At 71.1% G+C, this 14,220-nt stretch carries 14 protein-coding genes; 8 read left to right on the top strand and 6 right to left on the bottom strand.

Features of this window, described 5'->3' with window-relative positions:
* The first annotated feature begins 26 nt into the window (after positions 1-26).
* Positions 27-1,577 carry a methyl-accepting chemotaxis protein gene (locus AC07PR_RS19395; protein WP_495136241.1) on the top strand — a complete coding sequence of 517 codons (1,551 nt, stop codon included), beginning with the start codon at positions 27-29 and terminating at the stop codon, positions 1,575-1,577.
* Positions 1,574-2,803 (top strand): serine hydrolase domain-containing protein, encoded by a 1,230-nt coding sequence (locus AC07PR_RS19400; protein ID WP_495136242.1) that lies wholly within the window; start codon positions 1,574-1,576, stop codon positions 2,801-2,803. The genes AC07PR_RS19395 and AC07PR_RS19400 overlap by 4 nt, the downstream gene beginning before the upstream one ends.
* A gap of 6 nt (positions 2,804-2,809) precedes the next feature.
* On the opposite strand, the gene AC07PR_RS19405 is transcribed toward AC07PR_RS19400, so the two are convergent.
* A complete protein-coding gene (locus AC07PR_RS19405) occupies positions 2,810-3,925 on the bottom strand; it encodes a calcium:cation antiporter (RefSeq protein ID WP_377159791.1) in 1,116 nt (371 codons plus the stop codon).
* A 57-nt stretch (positions 3,926-3,982) separates the two neighbouring features.
* Here AC07PR_RS19405 and AC07PR_RS19410 point away from each other — a divergent pair, with 57 nt between their 5' ends.
* The gene (locus tag AC07PR_RS19410) at positions 3,983-4,588 is read left to right on the top strand and encodes a YdeI/OmpD-associated family protein (protein ID WP_495136243.1); all 606 of its coding nucleotides are present in this window, start codon (positions 3,983-3,985) and stop codon (positions 4,586-4,588) included.
* Positions 4,589-4,619: 31 nt separating this feature from the next.
* On the opposite strand, the gene AC07PR_RS19415 is transcribed toward AC07PR_RS19410, so the two are convergent.
* The 4 genes from AC07PR_RS19415 to AC07PR_RS19430 all read right to left on the bottom strand — a co-directional run bounded on the left by AC07PR_RS19415 (position 4,620) and on the right by AC07PR_RS19430 (position 9,419).
* Positions 4,620-5,816 carry a GGDEF domain-containing protein gene (locus tag AC07PR_RS19415; protein WP_377159787.1) on the bottom strand — a complete coding sequence of 399 codons (1,197 nt, stop codon included), beginning with the start codon at positions 5,814-5,816 and terminating at the stop codon, positions 4,620-4,622.
* A gap of 86 nt (positions 5,817-5,902) precedes the next feature.
* Positions 5,903-7,777, bottom strand: coding sequence for a carboxyl transferase domain-containing protein (locus AC07PR_RS19420; RefSeq protein WP_495136244.1), 1,875 nt, complete (start codon positions 7,775-7,777; stop codon positions 5,903-5,905).
* A gap of 140 nt (positions 7,778-7,917) precedes the next feature.
* Positions 7,918-8,715 (bottom strand): DUF72 domain-containing protein, encoded by a 798-nt coding sequence (locus tag AC07PR_RS19425; RefSeq protein ID WP_495136245.1) that lies wholly within the window; start codon positions 8,713-8,715, stop codon positions 7,918-7,920.
* Positions 8,712-9,419, bottom strand: a complete 708-nt coding sequence (locus tag AC07PR_RS19430; protein ID WP_377159783.1) for an ArsR/SmtB family transcription factor — start codon at positions 9,417-9,419, stop codon at positions 8,712-8,714. Before AC07PR_RS19430 ends, AC07PR_RS19425 begins: the two co-directional genes overlap by 4 nt.
* Positions 9,420-9,470: 51 nt before the next feature.
* Here AC07PR_RS19430 and AC07PR_RS19435 point away from each other — a divergent pair, with 51 nt between their 5' ends.
* The 4 genes from AC07PR_RS19435 to AC07PR_RS19450 all read left to right on the top strand — a co-directional run bounded on the left by AC07PR_RS19435 (position 9,471) and on the right by AC07PR_RS19450 (position 12,649).
* A complete protein-coding gene (locus tag AC07PR_RS19435; RefSeq protein WP_495136246.1) occupies positions 9,471-10,406 on the top strand; it encodes a cytochrome P450 family protein in 936 nt (311 codons plus the stop codon).
* Positions 10,403-10,750: an antibiotic biosynthesis monooxygenase family protein gene (locus AC07PR_RS19440; protein WP_495136247.1), complete on the top strand. Its 348-nt coding sequence runs from the start codon at positions 10,403-10,405 to the stop codon at positions 10,748-10,750. The genes AC07PR_RS19435 and AC07PR_RS19440 overlap by 4 nt, the downstream gene beginning before the upstream one ends.
* A gap of 182 nt (positions 10,751-10,932) precedes the next feature.
* A complete protein-coding gene (locus AC07PR_RS19445; protein WP_495136248.1) occupies positions 10,933-12,123 on the top strand; it encodes an acyltransferase family protein in 1,191 nt (396 codons plus the stop codon).
* Positions 12,116-12,649, top strand: coding sequence for a CreA family protein (locus AC07PR_RS19450; protein ID WP_495136249.1), 534 nt, complete (start codon positions 12,116-12,118; stop codon positions 12,647-12,649). Before AC07PR_RS19445 ends, AC07PR_RS19450 begins: the two co-directional genes overlap by 8 nt.
* 28 nt (positions 12,650-12,677) lie before the next feature.
* Here AC07PR_RS19450 and AC07PR_RS19455 read toward each other — a convergent pair whose 3' ends face one another.
* On the bottom strand, positions 12,678-13,103 hold the full coding sequence (locus AC07PR_RS19455; RefSeq protein WP_495136250.1) for a rhodanese-like domain-containing protein: 426 nt from the start codon (positions 13,101-13,103) through the stop codon (positions 12,678-12,680).
* A 100-nt stretch (positions 13,104-13,203) separates the two neighbouring features.
* Between AC07PR_RS19455 and ftrA the strand changes: the two genes are divergently transcribed.
* Positions 13,204-14,214 (top strand): transcriptional regulator FtrA, encoded by a 1,011-nt coding sequence (gene ftrA / locus AC07PR_RS19460; RefSeq protein ID WP_377159771.1) that lies wholly within the window; start codon positions 13,204-13,206, stop codon positions 14,212-14,214.
* The last annotated feature ends 6 nt before the right edge of the window (positions 14,215-14,220 follow it).

Consider the following 14,220-nt stretch of genomic DNA (forward strand, 5'->3'; position numbering starts at 1 on the left):
TTGCACCATCGCTGTTGGAGTACGACATGCTGCAGGTCCTGAGCCGGATGAAGATCACGACCCTGTTGCAAGTCGGCTTCGCGGCAGTGCTCGCGATGGCCGCCTTGATGACCGGCGTCGGCGTGATGAAGCTGCGCGAAATGGTGCGGCTCAGCGACCAGCTGCACACGCTGGAGCAGCGCCGGCTGATGGCCACGAACTGGCGCGCCGCCACCGAGCTCAACCTCAACCGCGTGATGGCGATGGCCAAGTCCGGCGGACACGAGGGACTCAGCGGCTTCCTGGCCGCCGAGATGACGCGCACGACCGAACGCATCAACCAGTTGCAGGCCGAGCTCGACAAGGTCATCGACGATCCCGAGCAGAAGGCCCAGCTGCCGGTGATCGCGTCCGAGCGGCAGCGCTACGTCGACATCCGCAAGGGCGTGATGGCCGCGATCAAGGCGGACCCGGAGGCCGGCGGGCGGCAGGTCGACCAGACGCTGATCCCGGTGGCGGCGAGTTACCTGGCATCGGTCGAGAAGCTGGTGACGCTGATCTCGGAGGACACCGACCACTTCGCCGCACAGCAGCGCGAACAGGCCACGCAGGCGGCGACGCTGATGCTGACGTTGACGGGCGTCGCGGTCGTGCTGGGGATCTTCATCGCGTGGCGGATCACGCACTCGGTGCGGGCGCCGATGGTGCGGGCCGGCGCGGTGGCGCAGACCATCGCCAGCGGCGACCTGAGCCAGGACATCGTCGTCGACCGCAGCGACGAGATCGGCGTGCTGCTGCGCGAGCTGAGCGCGATGCAGGAGTCGCTGCGGCGCATGGTGCGCCAGGTGCGGGACGGCACGGAGACGATCAATGTCGCGACGCGCGAGATCGCAACGGGCAACCAGGACCTGTCGGCGCGCACCGAGGCCACGGCGTCCAACCTGCAGGAGACGGCGTCCTCGATGGAGGAACTGACCGGCACGGTGGCCAGCACGGCCAGCTCGGCGCAGCAGGCCAACGACCTGGTGAGCGCGACGCGCGTGTCGGCGTCCAAGGGCGGCGATGTCGTCGGCGAAGTGGTCGCGGTGATGCAGCAGATCGAGTCGAGCTCGCGCCGCATCAACGACATCATCGGGACCATCGATGGCATCGCGTTCCAGACCAACATCCTGGCGCTGAACGCCGCCGTCGAGGCAGCGCGCGCCGGCGAACAGGGTCGGGGCTTCGCGGTCGTGGCCGGCGAGGTGCGGGCGTTGGCGCAGCGCTCGGCCGGCGCGGCCAAGGAGATCAAGGCGCTGATCGGCGAGAGCGTGCTGCGCGTGGATACCGGCACGCGGCTGGCGCAGAACGCGGGACTGGCCATGGGCGAGATCGTCCAGGGCGTGCGCCGCGTGGCCGACATCGTCGGCGAGATCGCGACGGCGGCCGCCGAGCAGAAGGACGGCATCGGCCAGGTCAACGTCGCCGTGCAGCGGCTCGATGAAATGACGCAGCAGAACGCGGCGCTGGTCGAGGAATCGGCCGCGGCGGCGGGCAGCCTGCGCTCACAGGCGGAACAGCTCAACGCGCTGGTGAGCACCTTCCGACTGGCGGCATGAGGCGTCGCGACGGACAGCGCATCGCCGCGGCCTTCGCCGCACTGGTCGCCGGTTCGGCGCTGGGGACGTTGACCACGTCGTTGAGCGGATGCGCGCGCGATCAGACCGGCACGTCCGTTGTCGTCTCCGCGCCGGACCTCGATGGCGCGGAGTCGTTGATCAGGGCGTCGATCACTTCGGGCGAGGTGAAGGGTCTCGCGCTCGCCGTGATCGAGGACGGACAGATTCGCGCGGTGCGCAGCTACGGCCATCGCAACGCCGACGGTCAGGCGCTGCAGACCGGCACGGTGATGTACGGGGCATCGCTGACCAAGGCGGTCTTCGCCTACACGGTGATGCAGCTCGTCGACGAGGGCCGGGTCGATCTCGACGCCTCGATCGCCACCCTGCTGGATCGTCCGCTGCCCGACTACCCGAAGGACGTCCGCTACGGCCCGTGGCCGGACCTGCGCGGCGATGAACGCTGGCGGGCGTTGACGCCGCGCCTGCTGCTCTCGCATCGCGGCGGCTTCGGCAACTTCGCGTTCCTGGAGCCGGACGGGAAGCTGCGCTTCCACTTTGATCCGGGAAGCCGCTACGCGTATTCCGGCGAGGGCCTGATCCTGCTGCAGTTCGTGCTCGAACAGGGCCGGCTGAAGCTGGACCTCGGCCAGGAGATGCAGCGCCGCGTCTTCGACCGCTTCGGCATGACGATGACGGCGATGAAGTGGCGGGCGGACTTCGCGACGAACCTGGCGGACGGCGTGACCGAAGCGCGCCGCTGGGTCCCGCACGATGCGCGCAGCCGCGTGCGCGCGGCGGGCTCGATGGACACGTCGATCGACGACTTCGCGCGCTTCGCGGCGGGGCTTGCGCGTGGCGACGGCCTCTCGCCGCGCAGCCGGGCGGAGATGACGCGCCCGCAGGCACCGATCACGACCGCGTCGCAGTTCCCGACGCTGCAGCCGGAGCTGCCTGCGACGCAACGCAGGCCGGACCTCGCGGCCGGACTGGGCGTCGTCGTGTTCGACGGCCCGCAAGGCCGTGGCTACTTCAAGGGCGGCCACGACGATCAGACGGGCAACACGATGGTGTGCCTCGAACAGCGCCGCGCCTGCGTCGTGCTGCTGTCCAACGACGTGATGGCCGAACGGCTCTACCCCGCGATCGTGCGCCGCGTGCTCGGCGAGACCGGCGTGCCGTTCACGTGGGAGTACGGGTCGAAGGCGACAGCCTGGCCGCGCTGACAGACATCACGGGAACACCGCAAGGAACAGGAACACCACGAACACCACCATGTGGACCGCCCCCTGCAGCACCGTCGCGCGGCCGCCGCCGAGCGTCAGGCCGCCGACGATGAAGGTCAGGAACAGCAGCACCATGCTCAACGGCGTCAGCCCCAGCACCAGCGAGTGCGGGAACAGCGGCGAGAGCACCGCCACCGTCGGGATCGTCAGCCCGATGCTGGCCAGGCCCGAACCCAGCGCCAGATTGAGGCTGGTCTGCAGCCGGTTGTGCAGCGCCGCGCGCACCGCCGCCACCGTCTCCGGCAGCAGCACCAGCATCGCCACGATCACGCCCACCAGCGACGGCGGCGCGCCGATCGCATGCACGCCGCGCTCGATCGTCGGCGCCAGCAGCTTCGCCAGGCCGACCACGCCGACCAGGCACACCAGCAGCAGCGCCAGACTCGTGCCGGCCACGCGCCAGCTCGGCGGCGCCGCATGCGTGTCCTGGTCGTCGACGCCGGCCACCGGCAGGAAGTAGTCGCGGTGCCGCACCGCCTGCACGAACACGAAGGCTCCGTAGAGCACCAGCGACACGCCGCCCGCGAACAGCAGCTGCGTGGTCGTGAACGTCGGCCCGGCCGAACTCGTCGTGAACGCCGGCAGCACCAGCGTCAGCACCGACAGCGCGGCCAGCACCGCGAGCGTCGGACTCGTGCCCTCGACACGGAAGGCCAGCTCCTGATGCTTCCAGCCGCCGACCAGGATGCACAACCCCAGCACGCCGTTGCACACGATCATGATCGCGGAGAACACCGTGTCGCGCGCCAGTGCGTTGGTCGACTCGCCGCCGGCCAGCATCAGCGACACGATCAGCGCCACCTCGATGATGGTCACCGCCACCGCCAGCACCAGCGAGCCGTACGGCTCGCCCACGCGATGCGCGACGACCTCGGCGTGATGCACCGCCGCGAGCACCGCGGCGATCAGCAGCACGCTCACCACCGTCAGCACCAGCGTCGAATTGGCGCCCGCCGTCAGCCCCAGCAGCGCGAGGATCGCGGCCAGCGGCGCCAGCAGCGACCAGATGGGCAGGGCCGCCGGCAGGCGGGCAAGGAGGGAGTTGGAGCGCTTCACATGCATGGACCGAGCATAGACCACGATGGTCTGGCGACCTCGGAAGCGCTACGCTCGGCAGCCATGCCGACCCTCGATCCGCGCGTCGACGCCTACATCGACCGCGCCGCCCCGTTCGCCCAGGACCTGCTGCGCCACTGGCGCGCGACCGTGCATGCGCACTGCCCCGACGTGGTCGAGACGATCAAGTGGGGCTTCCCCAACTTCACCTACCGCGACAAGATCCTGACCGGCATGGCCGCCTTCAAGGCGCATTGCTCGATCGGCTTCTGGCACGGCGAGGCGGCCGTCGGCGCCGACCACGCCAAGGGGGGCGCGATGGGCGACTTCGGCAAGCTCACGTCGCTCCAGGACCTGCCGCCCAAGGCCGAGCAGCAGGCGATCCTGAAACGCGCGATGCAATTGATCGAGGACGGCGTGAAGGCCCGACCCGCGCGCGCGGCCGCGCCGAAGCCGCCGCCGGAAGTGCCCGACGACCTCGCCGCCGCGCTGCGGGCCAATCCCGCCGCGCGGAAGACCTTCGAGTCCTTCCCGCCCGGGCAGAAGCGTGACTACGTCGACTGGATCGTCGAGGCCAGGAAGGCCGAGACACGCGAGCGCCGCCTGGCGCAGGCCGTGGAGTGGATGGCCGAAGGCAAGCGGCGGAACTGGAAGTACGAGAACTGCTGAGGCCACGGACCGCCAGCGGCTTGGCGCAGGCTCACGCCGCGGACGACCCCGCGCCGAGCTCCCAGTTGCTGTCGTGCACCTGCACGTTGTTGCGACCGCCGTCCTTGGCGCGATACAGCGCGCGGTCGGCCCGCATGAACAGCTGATCGGCGCTCACCTGGTCGCCGGGCTCCGCGACCGCGACGCCGGCCGACACCGTCAGCGTGAAGGCACGCCCATCGCCGTCGCACAGTTGCAGCGTCGCCACCGCTTCGCGGATCTGCTCGACCAGACGGATCGCGCCCGATCCGTCGGTGGCCGGCAGCACGAGCCCGAATTCCTCGCCGCCCCAGCGGCCCACGACGTCCGACGCGCGCAGCCGCGCCCGCACCTCGGCCGCGAACGCGCGCAACGCGTCGTCGCCGGCGTGATGGCCGTGGCAGTCGTTGACGTCCTTGAAATGGTCCAGGTCCAGCAGCACGAAGGCCAGCGGCGTGCCCTCGCGCCGGCCGCGCTCCAGCTCGTGCCGCAGCAGCGCGTCGGCGGTCATCCGGTTCAGGCAGCCGGTGAGGCCGTCCGTGGAGGCGACCTCCTCCATGCGCCGCGCGATGCGCTCGAAGTTCGCGAGCACGAAGCCGAAACCCGCGCCGATCAGGCAGAGGAAGCTGAACAGGAAGGTCAGGCCCTGGCCGAGGCTGCCCTGCATCAGGTCCAGGTATTCCTCCGGATTCGTCATCGCGTGCAGGCTGCGCAGCAGCAGGCTCGCCGCCGCGGCCACGAGCGTGATGCCGACGGCGCGCAGCGACGACTCGCCGCGCCAGCCCGGCCCCAGCAGCACGAAGATCGCCGGCAGCAGCAGGGTCGCGAAGACCAGCGAGATCGCGCTCGTGCGTACCGCCAGCGGCCAGGCCAGCATCCATGCCGTCAGGCCCCAGGCCACCGTCGGGCCGCCCCACCACATCCAGCGCGGCAGCGAACGCCCCAGCACATGCCGATGGATGGCCTCGTTGTAGAACACGATGCCCAGCGCGATCAGCCCGTTGCCGATCAGCGCCGACACCCAGACCGGCAGCACCACGCGCGCCGTCAGCATCGTGAAGCCGGCCAGCAGCGTCCACGAGCCCCAGGTCCACACGCCGAGGTCGAGGTAGCGCAGCCGGCTGCGCTGCGCCGCCCACAGCTGGACGCCGAGCATCGCGAAACCGCTCAGCAGCGCCAACATCAGCGTGGGGATGTGGATGGACGCCATGACGCGTGAGTGTAGTGATCGACGCCCGCCGGCAGACCCCCTACATCGCAGGCGCCGCGCGTGAAGGGCGCGTCAAGTCGCGTCGCTCACGACCTTGCCGGCGGATGTGCCGGCAGATGTGCCGGGGGGCCCGCGCGGGACGTCGCCGGGGCAGCGCCGATCAGCCCGGCGATCCAGTCGCGCGTCTGTCGTGGCGCGATCACGGCGTCGATCTCCAGCGTCTCCGCGATCGCCAGCGCCTGACCTCGTGCCACCTGCGCCGCGAGCAGGCGCTCGAACAGCGCCTGCCGTTCCGGTCCGTCGGGCACGGCCGCCAGTTCCTTGCGGTAGCCGAGCCGCACCGCCCCTTCCAGTCCCATCGCACCGAATTCGCCGCTCGGCCACGCGGCGCAGCCGATCGGCCGGTGCAGGCTGCCGCCGGCCAGCGCCATCGCGCCGAGCCCGAACGCGCGTCGCATCACCACCGCCACCAGCGGCACCGTCAACGCCGCCGCGGCACGGAAGAGCTCGCCGGCCTCTCGCAGCTGGCCGGTGGATTCGGCCTCCGGGCCGACCATGAAGCCGGGGCTGTCGATCAGGCTGACGACGGGCAGGCCGAGGCGCTCGCACAGCCGCCAGAAGCGCGCCAGCTTGCGCGACGCGGCGCCATCGACCGCGCCGCCCAGCACGGCGCAGTCGCTCGCCACGACGGCCACCGGCTGGCCCTCGAGAAAGGCGGCGGCGGTGATCACGCTGTCGCCGCTGCCGCGACCGAGCTCGATCAGCGAGCCCGCGTCGAAGAGACGCGCAAGGATCTCGCGGACCGGGTACGCCCGCTGGCGGATCTCCGGGATCGCGTCGTCGAGCGGTGCCTGGTCCGGCTCGGAGAACGCCGTCGCTGCGGGCAGGCGGCACATCCAGGCCATCAGTGCCCGGACGAGACTGGTCGCCTGTTGCTCGTCGTCCACCAGCGCATCGACGACGCCCGCCCGCGCGAGGTCGGGCGCGGGGCCGATCTGCTCGGGCTCGAAGCGACCGAGGCCGCCGCCTTCGATCATCGCCGGACCGCCGAGCCCGATGTTGCTGCCGCGCGTGGCGACGACCAGATCGCAGCAGGCCAGCAGCGCGGCATTGCCCGCGAAGCAGCGTCCCGCCGCAACGCCGATCGTCGGCACCTGTCCGGCCAGCGCGGCCAGTCGCGCGAAGGTGGCGACATGCAGGCCGGCGACGACCGGCATGTCCGTGTCGCCGGGTCGACCGCCGCCGCCTTCGGCGAACAGCACGAACGGCAGTTGGCGGCGCTCCGCGAGCTCGATCAGCCGGTCGGTCTTCTGGTGACTGCGGAAGCCCTGTGTGCCGGCGAGCACGGTGGCGTCGTAGGCCATCACGGCGATCGGCCGGCCGCGCAGGCGCGCGATGCCGGTCACGACACCGTCGGCAGGCGTCTGCGCCCGCAGTTCCTCGACGGGACGACGCGCGGTCTGCGCGGCGATCGCGAGCGCACCGTATTCGGTGAAGCTGCCGGGATCGCAGAGGGCATCGACGTTCTCGCGCGCCGTGCGCTGGCCGAGCGCATGCCGTCTGGCGACGGCATCGGGCCGGACCTCGTCGGTCAGCAGCGCGTGGCGCTCGCGCCAGGCGCGAAGGTCGGCACGCTCTCCGGTCGTCGACGATTCGACGGTCCTGTCATTCGGGGCGCCGTGACGGGCCGCGTCCCCGTCCGCTGCTTCCGCCGCGGATTCGGACGCGGATGCGGATGCGGGAGACGCGGCCTGCCACGCCATCAGGGCATCGCCCTCGCGCACCAGCTCGCCTTCGACGGCGAAGAGCTCCTCGATGCGTCCGTCAGCCGGCGCGGGCAGTTCGTGCTCCATCTTCATCGCCTCGAGCCGCACGACCGGCTGGCCGCGTCGGACGACTTCCCCGACGGCGACGAGCCACTGCTGGACGGTGGCGGACAACGGAGCGACGAGCGACGGCATGTGGAACCTCCCGGGAGACCGCCGACTCTAGGCGGCCCGCCGGCCGCGCGCTGCCGCGAAGTTGACAGCGGACGGCAGCGCGCCCGCGTCCCTCCCGCTCAGGTCCGCCTCAGGTCGGTCTCGGCTGCGGCTGGTCCGGCTCAGGACAGGCGCTCGATCAGCGCCATCGCCGCGGCCGGCGCTCGCTCCTTCGCGCCGCTGATGAAGAAGACGAACACGTCGCGCGCGCGCTTGGGCGGCGCGCGGTCGGCCTCGACCAGCGGCAGCCGGTCGGGCTGGCCGCCGGACTCCCAGCGCGAGGCGCTGGCGGCGAGGCCGTCGAGCTCCTCCTCCGTGACCCCGGTGACGAGCTCCGGGCGCGTGCGCATCACCCGCGTGTAGACGAAATCGGCGGTGAGGTCGGGGATCGGCGGATAGTCGTCGGACTCGGTGAACACGACGCCCGCGCCGTAGTCGCGCGCCATCGCCAGGAACTCCGGTGATCGGAAGCTCTCATGCCGGACATCGAGCGCATGCCGCAACGCCACACCGGCGGAGTCCTTCGGCAGCAGCTTCAGGAAGGCGCCGAAGTCGACCGGATCGAAGCGCTTGGTCGGCGCGAACTGCCAGACGATGGGTCCGAGCTTGGGCCCCAGCTCGGCGACGCCGCTGTCGATGAATCGCATCACCGACTCGCCGGCCTCGGCCAGCACGCGCCGGTTGGTCGCGAAGCGGTTGGCCTTGAGCGAGAACACGAAACCCTCGGGCGCGGTGTCGCGCCACTTGGCGAAGGTCGCCGGCTTGAAGGTCGAGTAGTAGGTGCCGTTGACCTCGATGGCGCTCAGCTTGCGGCTGGCGTATTCCAGCTCGCGCGAGGCGGGCAGGTCCTTGGGATAGAAGGTCTCGCGCCAGGGCTCGAAGTTCCAGCCGCCGATGCCCACGTGGATCGAGGTGCTCATGTCGTCGTGTCCTCCAGAAGTCGTTCGAGTCGGGTCTGTCCGCGGCGCGTCACGCGCAGGGCGCGGCTGTCGGGGTCGGGATCGAGCCAGCCCTGCGTCAGCATCGCCTGCAGCCACGCGGCGCCGAGCGCGCCGCCCAGGTGCGGGCGCCGCTCGCTCCAGTCCATGCAGGCGCAGGCCAGCCGACGGCGGCGCGCGCCGGTGGCGGCGTCGACATCGACGCCGAGGTCGCGCAACGCGTCCAGGCCCTCGCCGGTGAAGCGATAGCCGCGGACCTCGTCGGGGTCGGGCGTCATCCAGTGCAGACGCAGCGCGTGGTCGTGCAGCCGCACGCCCCAATGGCCGGCGAGGTGGTCGTAGCAGCGCCGCGCCTGACGCAGCGCGGGCGGCGTGCTGGGCTCGAAACGCGGCCGCGGCAGACCGGCCAGCACCAGCATCGCTTCCAGCGCCTGGCCGACCTCCGGGCCGGCCAGCCGGTAGTAGCGGTGCTTGCCCTGCGCCATGCAGCCGACCAGTCCCTGCCCGAGCAGCTTGGCCAGGTGCGCGCTGGCGGTGGACGCGGCGACGTCGCCGACGGCGGCCAGCTCGGTCGCCGTGCGCGCGTGGCCGTCCATCAGGCAGCACAGCATGCGCGCGCGTACCGGCTCGGCCATGCTGGCGGCGATGTGGGCCAGCGCCTCGTCGGCGGTGGGGGCGTCAATCATGCTTCGATGCTAAGCGAAGCGTTCCTGGCGATCCATCGCGAAGATTCCCCCATGACCTCCTGTCCCATTCATTCGCCGCTGCTCGATCCTGACTTGCGCATGCGCCCGCCCGGTGAGCCCTTGCCTCCGCCGCTGCGCGCGCACGGCGGGCCGCTGGGCGACGTCTTCGCGCGCTGGCTGCGACAGCGCGACGATGGCGCACACGCACCTGAGAAGGCCGCGCTGACGCGTGCGCTGCAAGCGCTCTCCGACGACGACATCCGCGCCCACGCACGGCGCCAGGCCGCGATCGCGCTGCCAGGCGGGTGGTCGCACTGGTCCTGGGCCGTCCCGGCGTCGACAGCGGCGAGCCTGCTCGGCATCGAGCTCAACGACGTCGACGCGCAACGTCGGCTGTACGCCAGCCTGCGCGCGATGGCGGCGGGGCTCGGCGCGGACGCGAATGCCGACGCTGTGCTCGCGGGTGGCGCGGCGGTCACGACGCTGCTGACCGCGCTCGACGACGCGGAGCGCCGTTCGCCGGATGCCCCGTTGCAATGGACCCTGCTGCGCCATGCGCCGCCCGCCCGATGGACCGATCGCGCCACGTTCACCGCCAACCGGCTGGCGCTGATCTGGCAGAGCCACGAAGCCGGCGCCGCGCTGCTCGGGCATGCCTTGCTCGACTGGCGGTCGACCGGTCGCGTGCCGACGCGCGAGGACCTGTTGCGCATCGCCCGCGAGGGCGGCGCGGTCCGCGTGACCCGTCGCTTCGATGAGCGGCAGGATCCCGCCACGCCAGTGAGCGTTCCACTCTCCGGCACCGACCATCCTTTCGGCGACGGCGCCCACCGCTGCCCCGGGCAAGGCCTGGCACTGACGAGCCTCCACGCGGCGCTGGCCTGGCTCGCCGGTCAGCCCGGACCACCGCTGCCTGATCCGGCCCCGCCACTGTCGCTGCCCAACATGGACATTCCGCAATTCCTGGACGAGGAGCTCCGCCCATGATCGCCGTCATCTTCGAAGTCATCCCCAGCGCCGACGGGCGCGACCGCTACCTGGAACTCGCCGCCGAGCTCAAGCCGCTGCTGCAGGAGGTCGACGGCTTCCTCAGCATCGAGCGCTTCCAGAGCCTGACCGACCCGGGCAAGCTGCTGTCGCTGTCCTTCTGGCGCGACGAGGCGGCGGTGCGCGAGTGGCGTCGGATCGAGGCGCACCGCGGCGCGCAATCGGAGGGGCGCGCGGGCGTCTTCGCCGACTACCGCTTGCGCGTCGCCGCAGTACTGCGCGACTACGGCATGACCGAGCGCGAGCAGGCGCCGGCGGATAGCCGGGAGCGGCATCGCGGCTGAGCCCGCATAGAGCGCATAGAGCGCATAGAGCGCATAGAACGCGTAACGCACGTAACGCGCCTTCCGCCGGGGTCTCGTCGTCGGAGAGGACGATTCCGTCGCACCATCGCGCCCGGCGTCGGGCAGCGCGCCGAGAATCGCCGCCGCTCACACGACACGGCCTTGAGGCCGGCCTCCCGCTCATGTCATCCCCTCCCCTGCCCGCCATGGGTTCACCGCGCCAGCACGGCCTGGACACGCTGCGCGCCGCCGCCATCCTGCTGGTCTTCGCGTACCACTACCAGGTCTTCGTGAGCGGCACGCCGACCTTTGGCTGGCTGAGCGGCATCGGCTGGGCGGGCGTCGACCTGTTCTTCGTGCTGAGCGGCTACCTGATCGCCAACCAGTTGATGGGTGGGATGACGCGCGGCGGGCAGCTCTCGCTGCCGCGCTTCTACGGGCGGCGCCTGCTGCGCACGCTGCCCAACTTCTATGTGGTGCTCGCGCTCTACTGGCTGCTCCCGCAGGTGATGGGCGGACGCGAGCCGCCGCCACTGTGGCGCTTCCTCACCTTCACGCAGAACATCGCGCTGACGCCCGGCACGGCCTTCTCGCACGCCTGGTCACTGTGCATCGAGGAGCAGTTCTACCTGGTGCTGCCCGCGGCGCTGATGCTGGGGGCCGCGCTGGAGCGCCACCGCCGCGCGCTGGCGTGGTCGCTGATCGGCGTGCTGACCCTCGCGGCGATCCTCTGGCGCGATCACCTGTGGCGCCTGTACGGAACGCAGGACCCGTCGCTCGGCTACTACCCGCACCTGTACTACGGCAGCCTCGCGCGACTGGACGAGTTCCTGCCCGGTGTCGCGATCGCGTTGCTGAAGCATGGCCACGCGGATCTCTGGTCGGCGCTGATGCGGCGCGCGAAGACGCTGCTCGCGATCGGCGCGGCGGCGAGCCTCGGCATGCTGACCTTGATGCTGCACTTCTACTACATCGATGGCTACGGTTACGGCCATGCCATGAGCAGCTGGGGCTACAGCGCGCTGGCCTGGAGTTTCGGCCTGATGGTGCTGGCCGCGCTTGCACCGCGCGGGCCGCTGGCACGCGCGCAGGTCCCGGGTGCGAACGCGCTGGCACGCTGGTCGTATGCGCTGTATCTGACGCACAAGCCGATCGCCTTCGCGCTCGTGAAGCCGCTGGCGGCGCTCGGACTCATGCGGGCGTCGGGATGGACCGTGCCGGTGATCGCGGCGGCCTGCCTGCTCGGCGGATGGCTGCTGTACCGGTGGGTGGAGTCGCCGTTCATGCGCCTGCGGGACCGTTGGATCCCTTCGCAATTCGTCGACACACAGCGTGCTACAACGGCGGATCCAAGGAGTCCCCAGCATGCGTAGCCCTCGTCCTTCCAGCCCCACCCGCCCTGTCCGCAGTCCGCGCCGCGCGGCGATCCTGTGCGCCGGTGCCGCCGTGCTCGCGCTCGTCGCCTCGGCGTGTGTCGCCGCCAGCGCCGAAGAGATCGGCGAAGTGAGCACGGTGTTCAAGTTCATCGGCCCGAACCACAAGATCGTCGTCGATGCCTACGACGATCCCGCCGTGAACGGCGTGACCTGCTACGTCTCGCGCGCGAGGACGGGCGGCATCAAGGGCGGCCTCGGCCTGGCCGAGGACAAGTCGGAGGCCTCGATCGCCTGCCGCGCGGTCGGCCCGATCAGCTTCCCCAAGCCGCTGCCCAAGCAGGAGGAGGTGTTCTCGGAACGCTCCTCGCTGGTGTTCAAGCGGCTGCGCGTCGTCCGCATGGTCGACCCGAAACGCAACACGCTGGTCTACCTGACCTACTCGGACCGGGTGATCGAAGGCTCGCCGCAGAACAGCGTGACGGCCGTGCCGGTGGATCGGGGGACGGTGATTCCGGTGAAGTGACGACGCCGGTCAGCCTCAGCCAAGAGCGTCACCGGTCGGCACCGGCGACGGTCGGCACTGCGACGCGTGCGACCTCGAACCCCTCGTCGATCCACCCCGTCAGCCCGCCGATCATCAGCTTCACCGGTCGGCCGAGCTTCGCGAGCCGGATCGCGCCGCGGTGCGCGCCGTTGCAGTGCGGGCCGGCGCAGTAGACGACGAAGAGCGTGTCCATCGGGTACGCGGCCATCTTGCCCTCGGTGATCTTGCCGTGCGGCAGGCTCACGGCGCCGGGCACGTGACCGCGGGCGAAGAGCTCGTGGCTGCGGACGTCGAGCAGCACGAAGTCCTCGACGCCGCGCGTGAACGCGTCGTGCACGTCCCAGCAGTCGGTCTCGAAGGCGAACGCCTGCTCGAAGTGGGCAAGCGCCTGGGCGCTCGGGGCGGCGGGGACGGCAGCGATGTTCGAGCTCATCGGGGATTCCTTCAACGGAGTGGATCGACGGCAGCCAGTGTCGCGAAGCGCCTCGCTTCGGACGAGTGGCCGGAACGACGCCAATCGGTAAGATCGCGCCATGCCCCGTCCGCCTACCGCCGCCCGTGCCGCCCGTCGTTCCGCCGCTGCCTCCGCCGTGGACAAGCCGCATCTCGTCGCGATCCTGGCGTACGACCGGCTCTGCATGTTCGAGTTCGGCTGCGCGGTCGAACTCTTCGCGCTCGAGCGTCCGGAGCTGGGCGTCGCCTGGTACCGGCATGCGATCTGCGCCGCGGAGCCCGGGCCGCTGCGCGGCACCGGCGGTGTCCGTGTCGAAGCGCCGCACACGCTGGCGATGCTGCGCCGCGCCGACACCATCGTCATCCCCGGCTGGCGCGATGCCGCGGAGCGGCCGCCCGAGGCGCTGCTCAAGGCCGTGCGCGCCGCCCACGCGCGCGGCGCGCGGCTGTGCACGATCTGCTCCGGCGTCTTCGTGCTCGCGCATGCGGGGTTGCTCGACGGCAGGCGCGCGACCACGCACTGGCGCTATGCCGAGCGGCTCGCGCAGGAGTTCCCGTTGATCGACGTCGACCGGTCCGCGCTCTACGTCGACGAGGGCGAACTGGTCACTTCGGCGGGATCCGCCGCCGGGCTCGACATGCTCATGCACCTCGTGCGCCGCGATCACGGTCCGCGTGTCGCCAACGCCGTGGCGCAGCGGCTGGTGATGTCGCCACACCGCGAGGGCGGCCAGGCCCAGTTCGTGCCAAGGCCGATGCCTTCGGATGAATCCAGCCCCATCGCCGTGCTGCAGGACTGGTTGCGCGCGCATCCGCGCGAGGCACACACCGTCGCGTCGATGGCCCGCCACGCCGCGATGAGCGCCCGCACGCTGCAGCGCCGCTTCAAGGACGCCACCGGGCTCGCGCCGCTCGAGTGGCTGACCCGCGAGCGCGTCGCCATCGCGAAGGAGCTGCTCGAGACCCGTGACGCGCTCGATGTCGAGGCCGTCGCGGACCTCGCCGGACTGGGCTCGCCAGAGTCGATGCGCCGGCACTTCCGGCTGATGGGCCTGCCGGCGCCCTCACGCTATCGGCGGCAATTCGGCTGAACGGAC

The organism is Roseateles sp. GW821-FHT09H11 (assembly GCF_059415845.1).

Bases quoted from the DNA above. Each gene is read 5' to 3' on its own strand.
- AC07PR_RS19445 (WP_495136248.1), top strand. From the start codon at position 10,933: ATGTCATCCCCTCCCCTGCCCGCCATGGGTTCACCGCGCCAGCACGGC.
- AC07PR_RS19410 (WP_495136243.1), top strand. From the start codon at position 3,983: ATGCCGACCCTCGATCCGCGCGTCGACGCCTACATCGACCGCGCCGCC.
- AC07PR_RS19450 (WP_495136249.1), top strand. From the start codon at position 12,116: ATGCGTAGCCCTCGTCCTTCCAGCCCCACCCGCCCTGTCCGCAGTCCG.
- AC07PR_RS19395 (WP_495136241.1), top strand. From the start codon at position 27: ATGCTGCAGGTCCTGAGCCGGATGAAGATCACGACCCTGTTGCAAGTC.
- AC07PR_RS19420 (WP_495136244.1), bottom strand. From the start codon at position 7,777: ATGCCGTCGCTCGTCGCTCCGTTGTCCGCCACCGTCCAGCAGTGGCTC.
- AC07PR_RS19440 (WP_495136247.1), top strand. From the start codon at position 10,403: ATGATCGCCGTCATCTTCGAAGTCATCCCCAGCGCCGACGGGCGCGAC.
- AC07PR_RS19415 (WP_377159787.1), bottom strand. From the start codon at position 5,816: ATGGCGTCCATCCACATCCCCACGCTGATGTTGGCGCTGCTGAGCGGT.
- AC07PR_RS19425 (WP_495136245.1), bottom strand. From the start codon at position 8,715: ATGAGCACCTCGATCCACGTGGGCATCGGCGGCTGGAACTTCGAGCCC.
- AC07PR_RS19405 (WP_377159791.1), bottom strand. From the start codon at position 3,925: ATGCATGTGAAGCGCTCCAACTCCCTCCTTGCCCGCCTGCCGGCGGCC.
- ftrA (WP_377159771.1), top strand. From the start codon at position 13,204: ATGCCCCGTCCGCCTACCGCCGCCCGTGCCGCCCGTCGTTCCGCCGCT.
- AC07PR_RS19400 (WP_495136242.1), top strand. From the start codon at position 1,574: ATGAGGCGTCGCGACGGACAGCGCATCGCCGCGGCCTTCGCCGCACTG.
- AC07PR_RS19430 (WP_377159783.1), bottom strand. From the start codon at position 9,419: ATGATTGACGCCCCCACCGCCGACGAGGCGCTGGCCCACATCGCCGCC.
- AC07PR_RS19455 (WP_495136250.1), bottom strand. From the start codon at position 13,103: ATGAGCTCGAACATCGCTGCCGTCCCCGCCGCCCCGAGCGCCCAGGCG.
- AC07PR_RS19435 (WP_495136246.1), top strand. From the start codon at position 9,471: ATGACCTCCTGTCCCATTCATTCGCCGCTGCTCGATCCTGACTTGCGC.